The sequence below is a fragment of the Leclercia adecarboxylata genome, assembly GCF_023639785.1.
GTDB lineage: Bacteria > Pseudomonadota > Gammaproteobacteria > Enterobacterales > Enterobacteriaceae > Enterobacter > Enterobacter adecarboxylatus_D.
This window is the reverse complement of the sequence record NZ_CP098325.1, coordinates 256,168-271,031: the sequence shown is the minus strand read 5'-3', so window position 1 is coordinate 271,031 and position 14,864 is coordinate 256,168. Positions and strand designations below refer to the sequence as shown.

15 protein-coding genes are annotated in these 14,864 nt (G+C 56.9%); 3 read left to right on the top strand and 12 right to left on the bottom strand.

The features are described from left to right. Positions 1 to 17: 17 nt before the first annotated feature. Entirely contained in the window at positions 18 to 1,430 is a 1,413-nt protein-coding gene (gene dnaB / locus NB069_RS01265; RefSeq protein WP_103177851.1) for a replicative DNA helicase, read from the bottom strand. A 71-nt stretch (positions 1,431 to 1,501) separates the two neighbouring features. Between dnaB and NB069_RS01260 the strand changes: the two genes are divergently transcribed. Then, positions 1,502 to 2,485 (top strand): quinone oxidoreductase, encoded by a 984-nt coding sequence (locus NB069_RS01260; RefSeq protein ID WP_250587097.1) that lies wholly within the window; start codon positions 1,502 to 1,504, stop codon positions 2,483 to 2,485. 189 nt (positions 2,486 to 2,674) lie between these two features. Here NB069_RS01260 and pspG read toward each other — a convergent pair whose 3' ends face one another. From pspG to NB069_RS01240, 4 genes are all read right to left on the bottom strand, one after another. Then, on the bottom strand, positions 2,675 to 2,917 hold the full coding sequence (gene pspG, locus NB069_RS01255; RefSeq protein WP_039031939.1) for an envelope stress response protein PspG: 243 nt from the start codon (positions 2,915 to 2,917) through the stop codon (positions 2,675 to 2,677). A gap of 142 nt (positions 2,918 to 3,059) precedes the next feature. Beyond that, positions 3,060 to 4,055 carry a tRNA dihydrouridine(20/20a) synthase DusA gene (dusA, locus tag NB069_RS01250; protein WP_250587096.1) on the bottom strand — a complete coding sequence of 332 codons (996 nt, stop codon included), beginning with the start codon at positions 4,053 to 4,055 and terminating at the stop codon, positions 3,060 to 3,062. Between the two features lie 80 nt (positions 4,056 to 4,135). Continuing rightward, on the bottom strand, positions 4,136 to 5,446 hold the full coding sequence (locus NB069_RS01245; RefSeq protein WP_250587095.1) for a conjugal transfer protein TraF: 1,311 nt from the start codon (positions 5,444 to 5,446) through the stop codon (positions 4,136 to 4,138). 165 nt (positions 5,447 to 5,611) lie between these two features. Further along, a complete protein-coding gene (locus tag NB069_RS01240; RefSeq protein ID WP_250587094.1) occupies positions 5,612 to 6,100 on the bottom strand; it encodes a cupin domain-containing protein in 489 nt (162 codons plus the stop codon). Positions 6,101 to 6,213: 113 nt separating this feature from the next. Between NB069_RS01240 and zur the strand changes: the two genes are divergently transcribed. Next, positions 6,214 to 6,729, top strand: a complete 516-nt coding sequence (gene zur, locus NB069_RS01235) for a zinc uptake transcriptional repressor Zur (RefSeq protein ID WP_250587093.1) — start codon at positions 6,214 to 6,216, stop codon at positions 6,727 to 6,729. Between the two features lie 68 nt (positions 6,730 to 6,797). On the opposite strand, the gene NB069_RS01230 is transcribed toward zur, so the two are convergent. The 4 genes from NB069_RS01230 to NB069_RS01215 form a co-directional block, all read right to left on the bottom strand. Continuing rightward, positions 6,798 to 7,007: a CsbD family protein gene (locus tag NB069_RS01230; RefSeq protein ID WP_103177846.1), complete on the bottom strand. Its 210-nt coding sequence runs from the start codon at positions 7,005 to 7,007 to the stop codon at positions 6,798 to 6,800. A gap of 141 nt (positions 7,008 to 7,148) precedes the next feature. Continuing rightward, positions 7,149 to 8,468: an MATE family efflux transporter DinF gene (gene dinF / locus NB069_RS01225; RefSeq protein ID WP_250587092.1), complete on the bottom strand. Its 1,320-nt coding sequence runs from the start codon at positions 8,466 to 8,468 to the stop codon at positions 7,149 to 7,151. Positions 8,469 to 8,531: 63 nt separating this feature from the next. Continuing rightward, the gene (gene lexA, locus NB069_RS01220; RefSeq protein ID WP_039031933.1) at positions 8,532 to 9,140 is read right to left on the bottom strand and encodes a transcriptional repressor LexA; all 609 of its coding nucleotides are present in this window, start codon (positions 9,138 to 9,140) and stop codon (positions 8,532 to 8,534) included. Positions 9,141 to 9,249: 109 nt separating this feature from the next. Further along, complete coding sequence (locus NB069_RS01215; protein WP_039031932.1) at positions 9,250 to 9,618, bottom strand: diacylglycerol kinase; 369 nt, start codon at positions 9,616 to 9,618, stop codon at positions 9,250 to 9,252. Positions 9,619 to 9,773: 155 nt separating this feature from the next. On the opposite strand from NB069_RS01215, the gene plsB reads away from it, so the two are divergent. Further along, positions 9,774 to 12,194, top strand: coding sequence for a glycerol-3-phosphate 1-O-acyltransferase PlsB (gene plsB / locus NB069_RS01210; RefSeq protein WP_250587091.1), 2,421 nt, complete (start codon positions 9,774 to 9,776; stop codon positions 12,192 to 12,194). A 117-nt stretch (positions 12,195 to 12,311) separates the two neighbouring features. On the opposite strand, the gene ubiA is transcribed toward plsB, so the two are convergent. From ubiA to malM, 3 genes are all read right to left on the bottom strand, one after another. Beyond that, positions 12,312 to 13,181, bottom strand: a complete 870-nt coding sequence (ubiA, locus tag NB069_RS01205) for a 4-hydroxybenzoate octaprenyltransferase (RefSeq protein ID WP_250587090.1) — start codon at positions 13,179 to 13,181, stop codon at positions 12,312 to 12,314. A gap of 12 nt (positions 13,182 to 13,193) precedes the next feature. Continuing rightward, a complete protein-coding gene (gene ubiC / locus NB069_RS01200; protein WP_250587089.1) occupies positions 13,194 to 13,691 on the bottom strand; it encodes a chorismate lyase in 498 nt (165 codons plus the stop codon). A gap of 181 nt (positions 13,692 to 13,872) precedes the next feature. Next, positions 13,873 to 14,835: a maltose operon protein MalM gene (malM, locus tag NB069_RS01195; RefSeq protein ID WP_250587088.1), complete on the bottom strand. Its 963-nt coding sequence runs from the start codon at positions 14,833 to 14,835 to the stop codon at positions 13,873 to 13,875. Between the last annotated feature and the right edge of the window lie 29 nt (positions 14,836 to 14,864).

Genomic DNA, 14,864 nt, shown 5'->3' with positions numbered 1-14,864 from the left:
TGAAGGATGATGGAGAGTTACTCATCATCGTATTGAGGACCGGCATAGTTGTCGAAACGCGACCACTGGCCGTTAAAGGTCAGACGCACCGTACCGATTGGGCCGTTACGCTGCTTACCAATAATAATTTCCGCGATGCCTTTCAGGTCGCTGTTCTCGTGATAAACCTCGTCACGGTAGATGAACATGATTAAGTCGGCATCTTGCTCGATGGAGCCGGATTCACGCAGGTCGGAGTTGACCGGACGCTTGTCCGCACGCTGTTCCAGGGAGCGGTTAAGCTGCGACAGCGCCACGACCGGCACCTGCAGCTCTTTCGCCAGCGCTTTCAGCGAGCGGGAGATTTCGGCGATTTCCAGCGTACGGTTGTCGGAGAGAGACGGGACGCGCATCAGCTGGAGGTAGTCGATCATGATCAGGCCAATGCCGCCATGTTCACGGGCAATACGGCGCGCGCGGGAGCGCACTTCCGTTGGCGTCAGGCCGGAGGAGTCATCGATATAGATGTTCCGTTTTTCCAGCAGGATGCCCATGGTGCCTGAGATCCGCGCCCAGTCCTCATCGTCCAGCTGGCCGGTACGAATCCGGGTCTGGTCCACACGCGACAGCGAAGCCAGAGAACGCATCATAATCTGCTCGGAGGGCATCTCCAGACTGAAGATAAGTACCGGTTTATCCTGTAACATCGCTGCGTTTTCGACGAGGTTCATCGCAAATGTCGTTTTACCCATCGACGGACGCGCGGCGACGATAATCAGATCCGACGGCTGCAAGCCAGCGGTCTTTTTATTCAGATCGTCATAGCCGGTGTTAACCCCGGTCACGCCGTCGTGAGGTTGCTGGAACAGCTGCTCGATACGCGAGACGGTGGCATCCAGGACGTCGGCGATGTTCTTCGGCCCTTCGTCCTTATTGGCGCGACTTTCGGCGATTTTAAACACCCGGGATTCGGCCAGGTCGAGCAGTTCGTCGCTGTTTCTGCCCTGAGGATCGAAACCGGCTTCGGCGATTTCGTTGGCGACGGAAATCATGTCACGCACAACGGCACGTTCGCGCACGATATCAGCGTATGCACTGATGTTCGCCGCACTTGGCGTGTTTTTCGACAGTTCAGCCAGATACGCAAAACCGCCAACGGATTCCAGCTGCCCCTGTCGCTCCAGCGATTCCGCGAGCGTGATCAGGTCGATGGGGCTGCCGGATTCCTGCAGCCGCGCCATTTCGGTAAAGATGTGGCGGTGTGGACGGGTATAGAAATCGTCGGTGACCACGCGCTCGGCGACGTCGTCCCAGCGCTCGTTATCCAGCATTAAACCGCCCAACACCGACTGTTCCGCTTCAATCGAGTGCGGCGGGACTTTTAACCCGGCTAACTGCGGATCGCGTTCACGGGGTTCAGTCTGTTTGTTGAAGGGTTTGTTTCCTGCCATAGTGAATGGAGTTACCGAGATAGAGAGTGGGTCGAAAGATTACCATATTTTCTAATTCTAATGGAGGGAGCATGGCAACGCGTATTGAATTTCATAAGCACGGCGGCCCGGACGTTCTCAGGGCAGTAGAGTTTACTCCTGCCGCACCTGGTGATAACGAAATCCAGGTCGAAAACAAAGCCATTGGCATTAACTATATCGACACCTATATCCGCAGCGGGCTCTATCCGCCCCCTGCTCTGCCAAGCGGTCTGGGCACCGAGGCGGCGGGCGTGGTGGTCAAAGTGGGCAGCGCGGTAAAACATATTAAAGAGGGCGATCGCGTGGTGTATGCGCAATCTGCTCTCGGGGCCTACAGCTCCGTCCATAACGTTCCGGCAGACAAAGCCGCGATCCTGCCCGGCGCCATCTCGTATGAGCAGGCTGCCGCCTCCTTCCTGAAGGGACTGACGGTCTTCTACCTGCTGCGCAAAACCTACGAGATCAAACCTGACGAACAGTTTCTGTTTCACGCTGCCGCCGGTGGTGTGGGGCTGATCGCCTGCCAGTGGGCTAAAGCGCTGGGAGCAAAACTGATCGGTACGGTGGGTAATGCGCAAAAGGCGCAGCGCGCGCTGCAGGCGGGTGCCTGGCAGGTGATTAACTACCGGGAAGAGAGCATTGTCGAGCGCGTGAAAGAGATCACCGGCGGCAAGAAGGTGCGCGTGGTGTATGACTCGGTGGGGAAAGATACCTGGGAAGCCTCGCTGGACTGTCTGCAACGCCGCGGCCTGATGGTCAGCTTTGGCAACGCCTCCGGCCCGGTGACTGGCGTCAATCTCGGTATTCTGAACCAGAAGGGGTCACTGTTCGCCACCCGCCCTTCGCTGCAGGGCTACATCACTAACCACGACGAACTGGTTGAGGCCAGCAACGAGCTGTTCTCATTGATTGCCAGCGGAGTGATTAAGGTGGATGTGGCAGAGGCGCAGAAGTATCCGCTACGTGATGCGCAACGCGCGCATGAAGCGCTGGAGAGCCGGGCGACGCAGGGGTCGAGTTTATTGATCCCCTAATAAGAAATTGGGCTTCCCGTGGGAAGCCCTTTTCTTTCTTCTTTTCTTTTTTAGTTCGGCTGTATGTAGGGTACAGCGCGATGAATTCTGTAACGGCGGTCATAGTGACAGATTCGATAACTAAATCCTATTCTGTTCTAAGGAATGCCGCCGTAAAAGTTGCAAGGATGTGACGAACCGCTCAATACCTTAGTAACGAAAACGGTTATTACGCTGATAGCGTGGAAGTTTTGGCGATTTAATCGCCCGTATCGCCCATACCACCGCCACGGCCAGCAGCAGCCACGGCAACAGCTTCAACATCAGGGCAAACAGTCCCCCGATAAACATCACCACGGTGGCGACCACCAGTGCGGCAATGATCCCCAGCAGCGAGACGCCGGTTGCCAACAGCATGACAAAAAATCCAATCACAAAAAGTAGTTCCAGCATGGCTCTCTCCCCAAATGCATTACAACGATACGCTGCTATGACCATTACAAGATCCATGCCAAAAATAACCTGTTGATATGAAAGTAAAACGCCCGGCAATGCGCTGCCGGGCGTGGTGAATTTGACGAAGTTTTGGCGAAAATTATCGCTTGTCTGCGACCAGGCGCAGCGCCTGCTCCAGCACCTCGATATCGGCACCCGCTTTATGGGCGTTTTCACTCAGGTAGCGTCGCCACTGACGCGCGCCCGGAATCCCCTGGAACAGCCCCAGCATGTGGCGGGTGATATGGCCCAGATACGTTCCGTTGCTCAGCTCGCGCTCAATGTATGGGTACATCGCCCGTACCACTGCCACCGGATCGCGATCGGCGACATCCACGCCAAAGATTTCACGGTCCACCGCCGCCAGCACGCCCGGGTTCTGGTACGCCTCACGGCCCACCATCACGCCATCCATATGCTGCAGGTGCGCTTTTGCCTCTTCCAGTGACTTGATGCCGCCGTTGATGGACATCGTCAGCTGTGGGAAATCGCGCTTCAGCTGGTAGACGCGCGGGTAGTCCAGAGGTGGGATCTCACGGTTCTCTTTCGGGCTCAGGCCAGAGAGCCAGGCTTTACGGGCATGGATGATAAACATCCCGCACTCGCCCTTCCCGGCTACCGTACCGATAAAATCGCAGAGAAATTCGTAGCTGTCCTGGTCGTCGATGCCGATACGGGTTTTGACGGTCACCGGAATGGAGACCACATCGCGCATCGCTTTCACACAGTCGGCCACCAGCTGCGCATTGCCCATCAGGCAGGCGCCAAACATGCCGTTCTGCACGCGGTCGGAAGGACAGCCGACGTTGAGGTTAATCTCGTCGTAACCGCGCTCCTCTGCCAGTTTCGCGCAGTGCGCCAGCGCGGCCGGATCGCTGCCGCCAAGCTGCAACGCCACCGGATGCTCCTCTTCGCTGTAGGCAAGATAGTCGCCCTTGCCATGAATAATCGCCCCGGTGGTCACCATCTCGGTATAGAGCAGGGTGTGGCGCGACAGCAGACGCAGGAAGTAGCGGCAGTGTCTGTCTGTCCAGTCGAGCATCGGCGCGATGGAAAAACGGTGGGCTGGATAGATGGACAAGTTTTCTGACGACATGGCGAAGTTTTAAGCATCTGGTGAAAATGGGGCGCTACTATAGCACATATTCGCCGGAGGCAGAGCGCCTCCGGATCCCGTCAGAAGGTCACGCTGAACTGCGCTCCGGCGCCCCAGGTTTCGTCTTCCCCGTAAATGCCGGTCAGATCGATATGAACCGTATTAAAGGGCGCAAAGCCTAAGCCGCCGGTAAAGACGTTACTGTCGTTGCCCCGCACGTCAGCGCGAAAGCCCCCGCGCACCGCCAGCCAGGCCAGCGGGGTGATTTCCGCCCCCACGCCGACATACTGGGCATTATCTTCACTTTTGAAGCCTTTGGTTTCGGTCAGATCGCCATCGGCGCTGAGGGTGAGCAGCCCGGTGTGCCAGGCCACGCCGGCCGTAACCAGAGGGCGGATCTGGTATGTGTCCTGATAGCTCACCTCCTGCCCGGTACGCCCGTTGAGAATGCGGATGTCTTTGGTATCGATATCACGCGAAAAGAGGTTTTGCCCGCTCAGGCCCACCGTCCAGTTCTCTCCGAAGTCCACCGCGACGCCGACATCGACGTTAAAGCTGGTATCGTCATTACGGTAGCGGCTGCTGCTAAAGTCGCTGCTGTCGTAGGTGTAAATGGAGGTGGTGTAGTTCCAGAGCCAGGTTTGCTGCAGCTTTGGCGTGACGCCCACCGAAACAGGCAGGTCGTTGAGCGTAAACTGGCGGGCGATTGCCACACCGTAGTCGGAGACGATAGCCCCCCGGCCCATGGCGACAGAGTTAAGATTGCGGGTAATCACGTCACTGCCGTTTCGCGCCGCCCCCAGCGCCATCTGGTTAGTCATCACCGGGCTGCCCTGCAACCGGCGCAGAAAATCGATATCCTGCTGATCAATCTCCGAGCTGACACGCCCATGGGCATTAGCTTTGGCGACAAACGCCATCGACAGCCCTGAGCCCGGTATACTGACGGCTATCCCGCCTCCGGCGTTGGCGTGCGCGGTTTTACCTTCGAGAAACGCCAGCTGATCGGCCAGGTTGCCTGCGGCCCCCTGTAACTCCCTGAGCGTGCCCTGAGGATCGGCCAGGATCCCTGCCACGGTGAGATCGTCGATCATCTGCCGATCCTCGCTGATCTCATCGCTGATTTCATCGATCTTATCCTGCAAATTATCTTTATCGCTTATCTGCGCCCCAACCGACGGGAAAATAACCGCAATGTCATCCTCATCGTGCGATTTTGCCAGCAGGGCCGGATTAATTAATACCCCACTGCTGTAATGCGCCGACGCAACGCCTGTCCCTCCCATTGCATCACCACGTGCTTCCGTCCAGGTATTGGCTGCTCCAGCCTGATTAGCCAATAGAAAGGTGGTGGCAATTCCAGCCACAGAAAGTTTGAGTTTTATTTTCACAGGACACCTGACTTATTTTGGGTGAATTAACCCCGGCGGCTTTATACCGCGCAGGGGAATACGTCCTCTGTGAAAAAAGTATTAGGAGCCGAATATATATTAAACTTTCGTATTAGATTAAGCTGTTGATTTCCTTATGGCTTTAAGTAGGTATAGAACAAGAAATTAATTTCGCCCTGGTTTTCCATCATGAGGACCAAAAAATTGTGGCGGGTGATCGATCCAGCGATCTTCTCGGGTAGCGGCATATACAGCATTTAGCGGATAATAAATTCGGTTATATTTTTTATTTGCTTCGCCAACCACTAATAACCGCACTTCTTCAGTGGTGTTATTAATAAAGGTGTGACAGACCCCCGTCCCGGCAGGAAATCCCACGCTGTCTCCCGGTTCAAGTTTCCATAAATAACCGTTGATCCAGGCTTCGGGATACCCCTCCAGCACAAAGATAAACTCCTCTTCATCGCTTTCGGCATGCGGATATGAGGTGCGGCGTCCTGGCGGCAGGCGTTCATGGTGAATACCGAGGCGGCCCAGCCCCAGCGCCCGGGCCAGCGGCGCGCCAATGGAAAAACGCTCCGTACTGTCGGGATAGGTGGAGTTGTCTGGGCCTTCTACGTCGCGCCAGTGTCGAATGCAGTCCGGTCTTTTCATGGTGTTACTCTCCTGGGGTTTTGGTCAGGTATAGCATACCCGCTGGATCTCGGCGTTTGGACCAGAACATGGTAAAGTGAGGGTTTATTATTCCCCCTTATTCGAGGTGCAAAATGGAAACGACCACAATGCAGGCACTGTTAGCGCAAGCCGAAAAGCTCTGCGCACAACGCAATGTGCGCCTGACTCCGCAGCGCCTTGAAGTTTTGCGTCTGTTAAGCCTGCAAAAAGGGGCTATCAGCGCCTACGATCTGCTTGACCTGCTGCGCGAAAGCGAGCCGCAGGCGAAGCCCCCTACCGTTTACCGGGCGCTCGATTTTTTACTTGAGCAGGGCTTTGTGCATAAGGTGGAGTCGACCAACAGCTATGTGCTGTGCCACCTGTTCGATCAGCCGACCCACACCTCAGCGATGTTTATCTGCGATCGCTGCGGCAGCGTGAAGGAAGAAGGCGCTGAGGGGATGGAAGATATTATGCATACCCTGGCGGCGAAAATGGGCTTTGCCCTACGCCATAACGTCATTGAAGCGCACGGCCTGTGCCGTAACTGCGTTGAAGTTGAGGCCTGCCGCCATCAGGAAAATTGCCAGCACGACCACTCTATCCAGTTAAAAAAGAAGCCGCGCTGAGCACAAAAAAATGGGCGACCTTAAGGTCGCCCTGGGCGCACATCCATGTACCTGCGGGTACAGGTTAATTACCAGCGATAGTTGTTACGGGTTTCCCAGTCACCAACTTCTTTCTCCGCCTGGTCTTTCTCATAACCATAACGTTCCTGAATTTTACCCACCAGCTGGTCACGTTTACCTTCGATGACGGTCATATCATCGTCAGTCAGGTCACCCCACTGTTCTTTTACTTTACCTTTGATCTGCTTCCAGTTACCGCCGACTTGGTCTTTATTCATCATCGATTCCTCTTCGCTCGGTCGTTAAGGGTAAGTTCGTCCTGAAGTTCATTTCGTGCTGGACGTGATAATAATTATAGATAAGCCTGCGGCGTTGGGTTTGTTATTCGGAATCTTTTACCATTTCGCCAGACGAAGCCGCTATTGAAACCAGGTGCCGTTGCGCCAGTGACGCCGCCAGATCCATGCCAGAGACAGGCCCCGCAGGGCCAGAAAGACGCTTAGCGCCAGCCACAGGCCGTGATTGCCGAGCCACGGCAGGGTAAATAGCGTAAGACCAAACCCGGCGGCCGCGACGGCCATGCTGTTGCGCATCTCTGCGCCACGGGTTGCGCCGATAAACATGCCATCCAGCAGATAGCACCAGACGCCCACCACCGGCAAAATCACCTGCCAGATAAGGTAATGGCTCGCCAGCGCCCGCAGCTCGGGCAAAGAGGTCAGCAACGCGACGATTTGGTTGCCCACCAGAGCATAGACAAGCGCAAAGGCCAGCGCCACCATGCCAGACTGACGGCAGGCTGCCCGCCACACCTCGCGCAGCTGACCGCTTTCCCGGGCTCCATAGGCCTGCCCCGAGTGCGCCTCAACCGCATAGGCAAAGCCATCCAGGGCGTAGGCGGTAAAGGTCAGCAGCGTCATCAGAACGGCGTTAACGGCGATAATCTCCGGGCCCAGCCGCGCACCCAGCACCGTCAGCGCCCCGAAGCAGAGTTGCAGCAGCAGCGAGCGCAGCATAATGTCGCGATTGAGGGCCAGCAGCTTGCGCATATTGCCGCGCCAGCTTGCTTTCAGCAGCGCCAGCGAAATACCGCGCAGGGCCAGTACCCGCCAGACCATCCACAGGCCAATAAGCAACGTGGCGTATTCGGCGATGGCGGTCGCCAGGGCTGCCCCCTGAACGTTCATCTTCAGCCCTATCACCAGCCACAGATCGAGCGCGATATTGAGCAGGTTGCCTGCCACCAGCAGGATCACCGGTGCGCGGGCATACTGCACACCCAGCAGCCAGCCGAGCAGCACCAGATTAGCCAGCGATGCCGGGGCGCTGAGCCAGCGGATCTCGAGGAAGCGCCGCGCCTGATGCAGTACATCTTCGCTGCCACCCACGATATGCAGCGCCAGGTCGATAAGCGGCGTGCGCAACAGCACAATCAACAGCCCGGCCCCTAAAGCCAGGATCAGCGGCTGCACCAGCGCACGGGCCAGACGCAGCGGGTCTTTCGCGCCATACGCCTGAGCAGTAAGGCCAGTGGTGCTCATGCGCAAAAAGAGCAGCAGCATAAACAGGAAGCTGGTTGCCGTCGCGCCAATGGCGACACCGCCCAGATAGACGGGGGAATCCAGATGGCCGATGACAGCGGTATCCACCAGACCCAGCAGAGGGACGCTGATATTGGAGACAATCATCGGGAGAGCAAGACGCCATAACGCCTTGTCTGAAGCAGTCAGCAGAGACATGTGTATGACCGGGAGAGACGGGAAAAGCAGGCTACGGCGTTGCCGCAGCCTGTCAGGAAGACATTATAACCATTCACCGTTGCGGATGACGCCAACCGCCAGCCCTTCGATGGAGAAGTTATGTTCACGCAGATCGACAACAATGGGGGAAAACTCGTTGTTTTCCGGCAGGAGTTGCACCGTGTTGCCCTGTTTCTTCAGGCGCTTAACGGTCACTTCGTCATCGATGCGCGCCACAACGACCTGGCCGTTGCGCACGTCCTGCGTTTTATGCACTGCCAGCAGATCGCCGTCCAGAATACCGATGTCTTTCATGGACATCCCGCTTACGCGCAGCAAGAAGTCCGCGCTCGGTTTGAACATGCCGGGATCGACCTGATAGTGGCCTTCAATGTGCTGTTGCGCCAGCAGCGGTTCCCCGGCAGCGACGCGGCCGACGAGCGGAAGGCCCTCTTCTGCTTCAACCAGCAGACGGATACCACGCGAAGCGCCGGACACAATCTCAAGCACACCCTTACGTGCCAGGGCTTTAAGGTGCTCTTCAGCGGCGTTTGGAGAACGGAAGCCCAGACGCTGCGCAATTTCTGCACGCGTCGGCGGCATTCCCGTCTGGCCGATATGATCCCGAATGAGATCAAACACCTCTTGCTGCCTGGTCGTTAACGCTTTCATTCCGCCCCCTGGGTGTATATACAGTTATGCTGTGAGTATATACAGCTAAAGGTGATTTTGGAACCACAAACGGCATAAAAAACCAGAGACTTGTTCGGTTTCTGAAGGCTTATCGCAAATGTCCCCAAAGCAGCGTGACCCAGGTAAACAGGGCAACGATAATCGCCATCAGCACAGCGGCAGAGCCCATGTCCTTCGCCCGCCCTGAAAGCTCGTGGTAATCGCTGCCAATACGGTCGACAACCGCCTCGATCGCACTGTTCAGAATTTCGACTATCATCACCAACATCACCGAGCCAATCAGCAATACGCGGGTGATGGGATCAACGTCCAGCCAGCAGGCAATAATAATCGCCGCGATGACAGCAACCCCCTCCTGGCGAAAAGCGGCTTCATTGATCCAGGCAGCACGTATGCCTTTCCATGAATAACCGGCAGCTTTAATAATTCGGGTTAACCCAGTGGTATTGTTGGCCATTAAAAGAAACCTTTCTTCGAAAATAGCGTCATAAACGGTGGCTTAAGCGCGCCGCGCTGCCGCCGGAAGTATGACGGGTAACAACAGAAATTTTGCGCGCTTTCTGTTATCCTTGCGCCGCAATTGCATTTTTAACCAGAGGCTTTACATCGTTTATGTCTGGCTGGCCACGAATTTACTACAAATTACTTAATTTACCATTAAGCGTCCTGGTAAAAAGCAAGTCTATTCCAGCGGTTCCAACCCTGGAATTGGGACTCGATACCTCGCGTCCTATTATGTACGTTTTGCCTTATAACTCTAAGGCCGACTTGCTGACGCTGCGCGCCCAATGTCTGGCGCACGATCTCCCGGATCCGCTGGAGCCGCTTGAGATCGACGGCACCCTGCTGCCACGCTACATCTTTATCCACGGTGGTCCACGCGTTTTCACCTGGTACACGCCGAAAGAAGAGTCGATCAAGCTGTTCCATGACTACCTCGATCTGCACCGCAGCAATCCGCTGCTGGATGTGCAGATGGTGCCGGTATCGGTGATGTTTGGCCGCCGTCCGGGGCGCGATAAAGGCGAAGAGAATCCGCCGTTGCGCATGCTCAACGGGTTACAGAAGTTTTTCGCCGTCAACTGGCTGGGCCGCGACAGCTTTGTCCGTTTTTCACCGTCCGTTTCACTGCGCCGCATGGCCGATGAGCACGGTACGGATAAAACCATCGCCCAGAAGCTGGCCCGCGTGGCGCGTATGCACTTTGCCCGCCAGCGTCTTGCCGCGGTAGGCCCGCGCCTGCCTGCTCGCCAGGATCTGTTTAACAAGCTGCTGGCATCAAAAGCCATCGCCCGTGCCGTCGAAGACGAAGCGCGCAGCAAAAAGATCTCCCATGAGAAGGCACAGCAAAACGCCATCGCCCTGATGGAAGAGATTGCCGCCAACTTCTCCTACGAGATGATTCGCCTGAGCGACCGTATCCTGAGCTTCACCTGGAACCGTCTCTATCAGGGGATCAACGTGCATAACGCCGAGCGTGTGCGCCAGCTGGCTCACGACGGCCATGAGATCGTCTATGTGCCCTGCCATCGCAGCCACATGGACTACCTGCTGCTCTCGTATGTGCTCTATCACCAGGGGCTGGTGCCACCGCACATCGCGGCGGGCATTAACCTCAACTTCTGGCCGGCAGGGCCGATCTTCCGCCGTCTGGGGGCGTTCTTTATTCGCCGTACCTTCAAAGGTAACAAGCTCTACTCCACCGTATTCCGTGAATACCTTGGGGAGCTGTTCAGCCGCGGCTATTCCGTCGAATACTTTGTAGAGGGCGGCCGTTCCCGTACCGGGCGTCTGCTCGATCCGAAGACCGGCACCCTGTCGATGACCATTCAGGCAATGCTGCGCGGCGGCACACGTCCAATCACCCTGGTGCCGATTTACATCGGTTACGAGCATGTGATGGAAGTGGGCACTTACGCTAAAGAACTACGCGGTGCCACCAAAGAGAAAGAGAGCCTGCTGCAGATGCTGCGTGGCTTAAGCAAGCTGCGTAACCTGGGCCAGGGGTATGTTAACTTCGGCGAACCAATGCCGCTGATGACCTACCTGAACAACCGGGTACCGGAGTGGCGCGAGTCTATCGATCCCATCGAAGCGGTGCGTCCGGCCTGGCTGACGCCGACGGTTAACGCCATTGCTGCCGATCTGATGGTGCGTATTAACAACGCCGGGGCGGCCAACGCCATGAACCTGTGCTGCACCGCCCTGCTTGCCTCGCGCCAGCGTTCGCTCACCCGTGAGCAGCTGACCGAGCAGATCGACTGCTACCTGAACCTGATGCGCAACGTGCCGTACGCCGCCGATGCCACGGTGCCGACCGCCAGCGCCAGCGAGCTCATCGATCACGCCCTGCAGATGAACAAGTTTGAGGTCGAAAAAGACACCATCGGGGATATCATCATTCTGCCGCGCGAGCAGGCGGTCCTGATGACCTACTACCGTAACAACATCGCCCATATGCTGATGCTGCCATCGCTGATGGCGGCCATCGTGACCCAGCATCGCCAGATCACCCGTCAGGCCCTGCTGGATAATGTCACGACGATCTACCCGATGCTGAAAGCCGAACTCTTCCTGCGCTGGAACAGCGACGAGCTGGCAGAGGTGCTGGATAAGCATGTTGAAGAGCTGGTTCGCCAGGGGCTGATGACCCAGAAAGATGACGTTCTGGTGATCAATCCGTCCCGTTCACGCACGCTGCAGCTGCTGGCGGCGGGTGCACGCGAAACCGTGCAGCGCTACGCCATTACCTTCTGGCTGCTGAGTGCCAACCCGTCGATCAACCGCGGTACGCTGGAGAAAGAGAGCCGCACGCTGGCACAGCGCCTGTCGATGCTGCACGGCATTAACGCGCCGGAGTTCTTCGACAAAGCGGTCTTCAGTTCGCTGGTGTTGACGCTGCGGGACGAGGGTTATATCAGTGACAGCGGCGATGCCGAGCCGGAAGAGACGATGAAGGTTTACCAGATGCTGGCAGACCTGATTACCTCTGACGTGCGCTTAACGATTGAGAGCGCGACGCAGGGCGAATAGTGTCTGAGCGGCCTGTTGCCCTCACCCCGACCCTCTCCCACAGGGAGAGGAAGCAAACATAAAAAATGGCAGCCGAAAGGCTGCCATTTTACTTTTACCTCGCCACCGGGCATTTTTTTATGCCCAGTAGCTAATCGCTAACCCGACAAACAACACCAGCCCCACATAGTTGTTATTCAAAAACGCCTTAAAGCAGGCTTCGCGCTCACGGTTGGCAATGAGCTTCTGCTGGTAGATAAACAGCACGCCCGCCGCCGCAACCGCCGCGTAAAACGCCCCGCTGAGCTGGTTCAGGTAACCAATTGCCACCATCAGCGCCAGCACAGCAACCTGCAAAATCCCGATGATCAGTTTGTCCTGACGACCAAAGAGAATGGCGGTCGATTTGATACCAATCTTGAGATCGTCGTCGCGGTCCACCATCGCGTATTGCGTATCGTAGGCCACCGCCCAGAGGATATTGGCCAGGAACATCAGCCAGCAGCTCAGCGGCACGCTTTCACTGACAGCGGCAAACGCCATCGGAATAGACCAGCCAAAGGCGGCGCCCAGTACCACCTGCGGCAGGTGGGTGTAGCGCTTCATAAACGGATAGACCCAGGCAAGAGCCAGCGCTGCCACGGAGAGCAGAATGGTCATGGTGTTCAGGGTTAACACCAGCAGGAACGAGAGCAGGACCAGCACCACAAACAGCGTGCGCGCCTCTTTCTCGGTAACATCGCCGCTCGGCAGCGGGCGGTTGGCCGTACGTTTCACGTGGCCGTCAAATTTGCGATCGGCATAGTCGTTAACCACACAACCTGCGGCACGCATCAGCCAGACACCGGCCACGAATACCGCCAGGATCCACAGCGGCGGCAGTCCGGGGGTCGCCACCCACAGCGCCCACAGGGTCGGCCACAGCAGCAATAAGGCGCCGATCGGCTTATCCGTTCGCATCAGACGGTGGTACGCCAGCAGCTTGTTCTGCGTCAGACTCCACTCCATTTTTTCTTCCTCTTAGTACAGCGGTGACGCCGGTAAAAAAAGCTCGGTCAGCATCAAGGGTTTACCGCTTAAGCGCAGGCGGGAACGGCGTCCCCACAGCCCGGCGTCGCGCCCAATTTCAATAAAATCACGGGTCAGCTCGGAGGAGGTAAACAGATAACGCCCCAGCGGGGTTTTGCCCATCTGCTGCAGCGCCATCTCTGGCCCGGTGAGGGTGGACTCTGGCACCACGGTGCGCCCGGCCAGCCACGGCTCGCCGTCGGCACAGAGCAGGATCTCCCGCAGCCAGTAGCGCGCCTCTTTTGGCAGTAACGGCAGCTCATCCGCAACCGCGTCAGGCGTGACAAACCCCTCCTGAATGAGGGTGACGGTAACCTTTTTGCCCTGCAGCTCAAAACGTTTGGTCATGGAATCTTCCAGCAGCAGCCAGTCGAGCTGCTCCGGTTCCAGCGCGGGGATTTCGTCGTAATAGCGCAGCGCACGCAGTTGCGTTAGCGCGGGGTGTGACATGCCAGACTCTCCGATACATAACGTAAAGCTATTGTATCGCAGAAACGGGCAATGGGGGCGGGCAAACGTAAGTTAGCGATCATTATCGCAACAGAGATGTAACAGCTGCATCCTACACAAAAAAAGTGCGCCCGGAAGGGCGCACCAAACTACTGACAAAATCAGCACTGTGGGGAGACGGTTACCCCTTGCCTTTTACACTGCTGATAAAGGTGGAACGGGCAGTGGTCGAGCCTAAACGCTCTGCTTCATCCAGCAATTTCAGCGCTTTATCGACGTCACCTTTTGCCACTGCCTGTTTAATGGCCTGATTGAAATACGTTTCGGTATCGTTAAGCACCGGCTCGCTCTTCTTCGCCGGGGCCGGGGCAACGGCTGGCGCAGCGACAGGTGCGGCGGCTGGGGCCGGTGCGGCATACACAGGCGCAGGCGCGGCGGTGTTACCTACCGTGACCGGACCCGGGCCGGAGGAGCCAAACAGTGGGCCGACCAGCACGCTGGAGGCATTGTTAGTCGAGACTTTGAGCTTCAGCTCGCCGTCTGTGACGTGGCGGGCAAGCGGATCCGGGATATCCGGTACGGCGTTGCCGGTGCCTTTGGCATAGGCTTTGGCCGGGTTAATCAGTTTGGTGGATTTTTGCAGATCGTTGTCAGTGGTAAATACCAGCACATAAATTTTTTGCTGGCCCAGCGCAGGCGTCAGACGCATCACGCCTTCCAGACGGTCAGCGCTCATCACGCCCGGTTCCTGGTAGGTGAAGTACTCGCTGGAGAAATAGGCCGATGGCGTCAGGTTCTGGTCCAGAATCAGCACGTTCGGGGCGAATACGCTGGTTTGTTTGTTCACAATACTGGTCAGCGTCAGGGTGATTTCACCGATATTGGCCGGCACGCTATAGGCCGCCACCGGACCGGCGATCCCCGCCACGTTTAAGGTCTGGCCACCGGTAGAGAGTTGGGTTGTCTGGGTTTTGGACTGATCGACAGGCGTCCAGACCAGCTGCTGGAGCGCGGCACCCGGAATAGCAGGCGCGGCGCTGGTGTTTTGCGGAACAAAATTAACGTCTGCCAGAGTGATGGCTGGAACGCTTGCCAGCAGCCCTGCAGAGAGGCACAGCGCGACGAGACTTTTTTTCATTTTCATTGTTTTTACCTCAGATTGCGTTAGCACTG

Excerpts from the sequence above, each read along its gene's own strand:
- dnaB (WP_103177851.1), bottom strand. The coding sequence starts at position 1,430 with ATGGCAGGAAACAAACCCTTCAACAAACAGACTGAACCCCGTGAACGC.
- NB069_RS01260 (WP_250587097.1), top strand. The coding sequence starts at position 1,502 with ATGGCAACGCGTATTGAATTTCATAAGCACGGCGGCCCGGACGTTCTC.
- pspG (WP_039031939.1), bottom strand. The coding sequence starts at position 2,917 with ATGCTGGAACTACTTTTTGTGATTGGATTTTTTGTCATGCTGTTGGCA.
- dusA (WP_250587096.1), bottom strand. The coding sequence starts at position 4,055 with ATGTCGTCAGAAAACTTGTCCATCTATCCAGCCCACCGTTTTTCCATC.
- NB069_RS01240 (WP_250587094.1), bottom strand. The coding sequence starts at position 6,100 with ATGAAAAGACCGGACTGCATTCGACACTGGCGCGACGTAGAAGGCCCA.
- zur (WP_250587093.1), top strand. The coding sequence starts at position 6,214 with ATGGAAACGACCACAATGCAGGCACTGTTAGCGCAAGCCGAAAAGCTC.
- NB069_RS01230 (WP_103177846.1), bottom strand. The coding sequence starts at position 7,007 with ATGAATAAAGACCAAGTCGGCGGTAACTGGAAGCAGATCAAAGGTAAA.
- dinF (WP_250587092.1), bottom strand. The coding sequence starts at position 8,468 with ATGTCTCTGCTGACTGCTTCAGACAAGGCGTTATGGCGTCTTGCTCTC.
- lexA (WP_039031933.1), bottom strand. The coding sequence starts at position 9,140 with ATGAAAGCGTTAACGACCAGGCAGCAAGAGGTGTTTGATCTCATTCGG.
- NB069_RS01215 (WP_039031932.1), bottom strand. The coding sequence starts at position 9,618 with ATGGCCAACAATACCACTGGGTTAACCCGAATTATTAAAGCTGCCGGT.
- plsB (WP_250587091.1), top strand. The coding sequence starts at position 9,774 with ATGTCTGGCTGGCCACGAATTTACTACAAATTACTTAATTTACCATTA.
- ubiA (WP_250587090.1), bottom strand. The coding sequence starts at position 13,181 with ATGGAGTGGAGTCTGACGCAGAACAAGCTGCTGGCGTACCACCGTCTG.
- ubiC (WP_250587089.1), bottom strand. The coding sequence starts at position 13,691 with ATGTCACACCCCGCGCTAACGCAACTGCGTGCGCTGCGCTATTACGAC.
- malM (WP_250587088.1), bottom strand. The coding sequence starts at position 14,835 with ATGAAAATGAAAAAAAGTCTCGTCGCGCTGTGCCTCTCTGCAGGGCTG.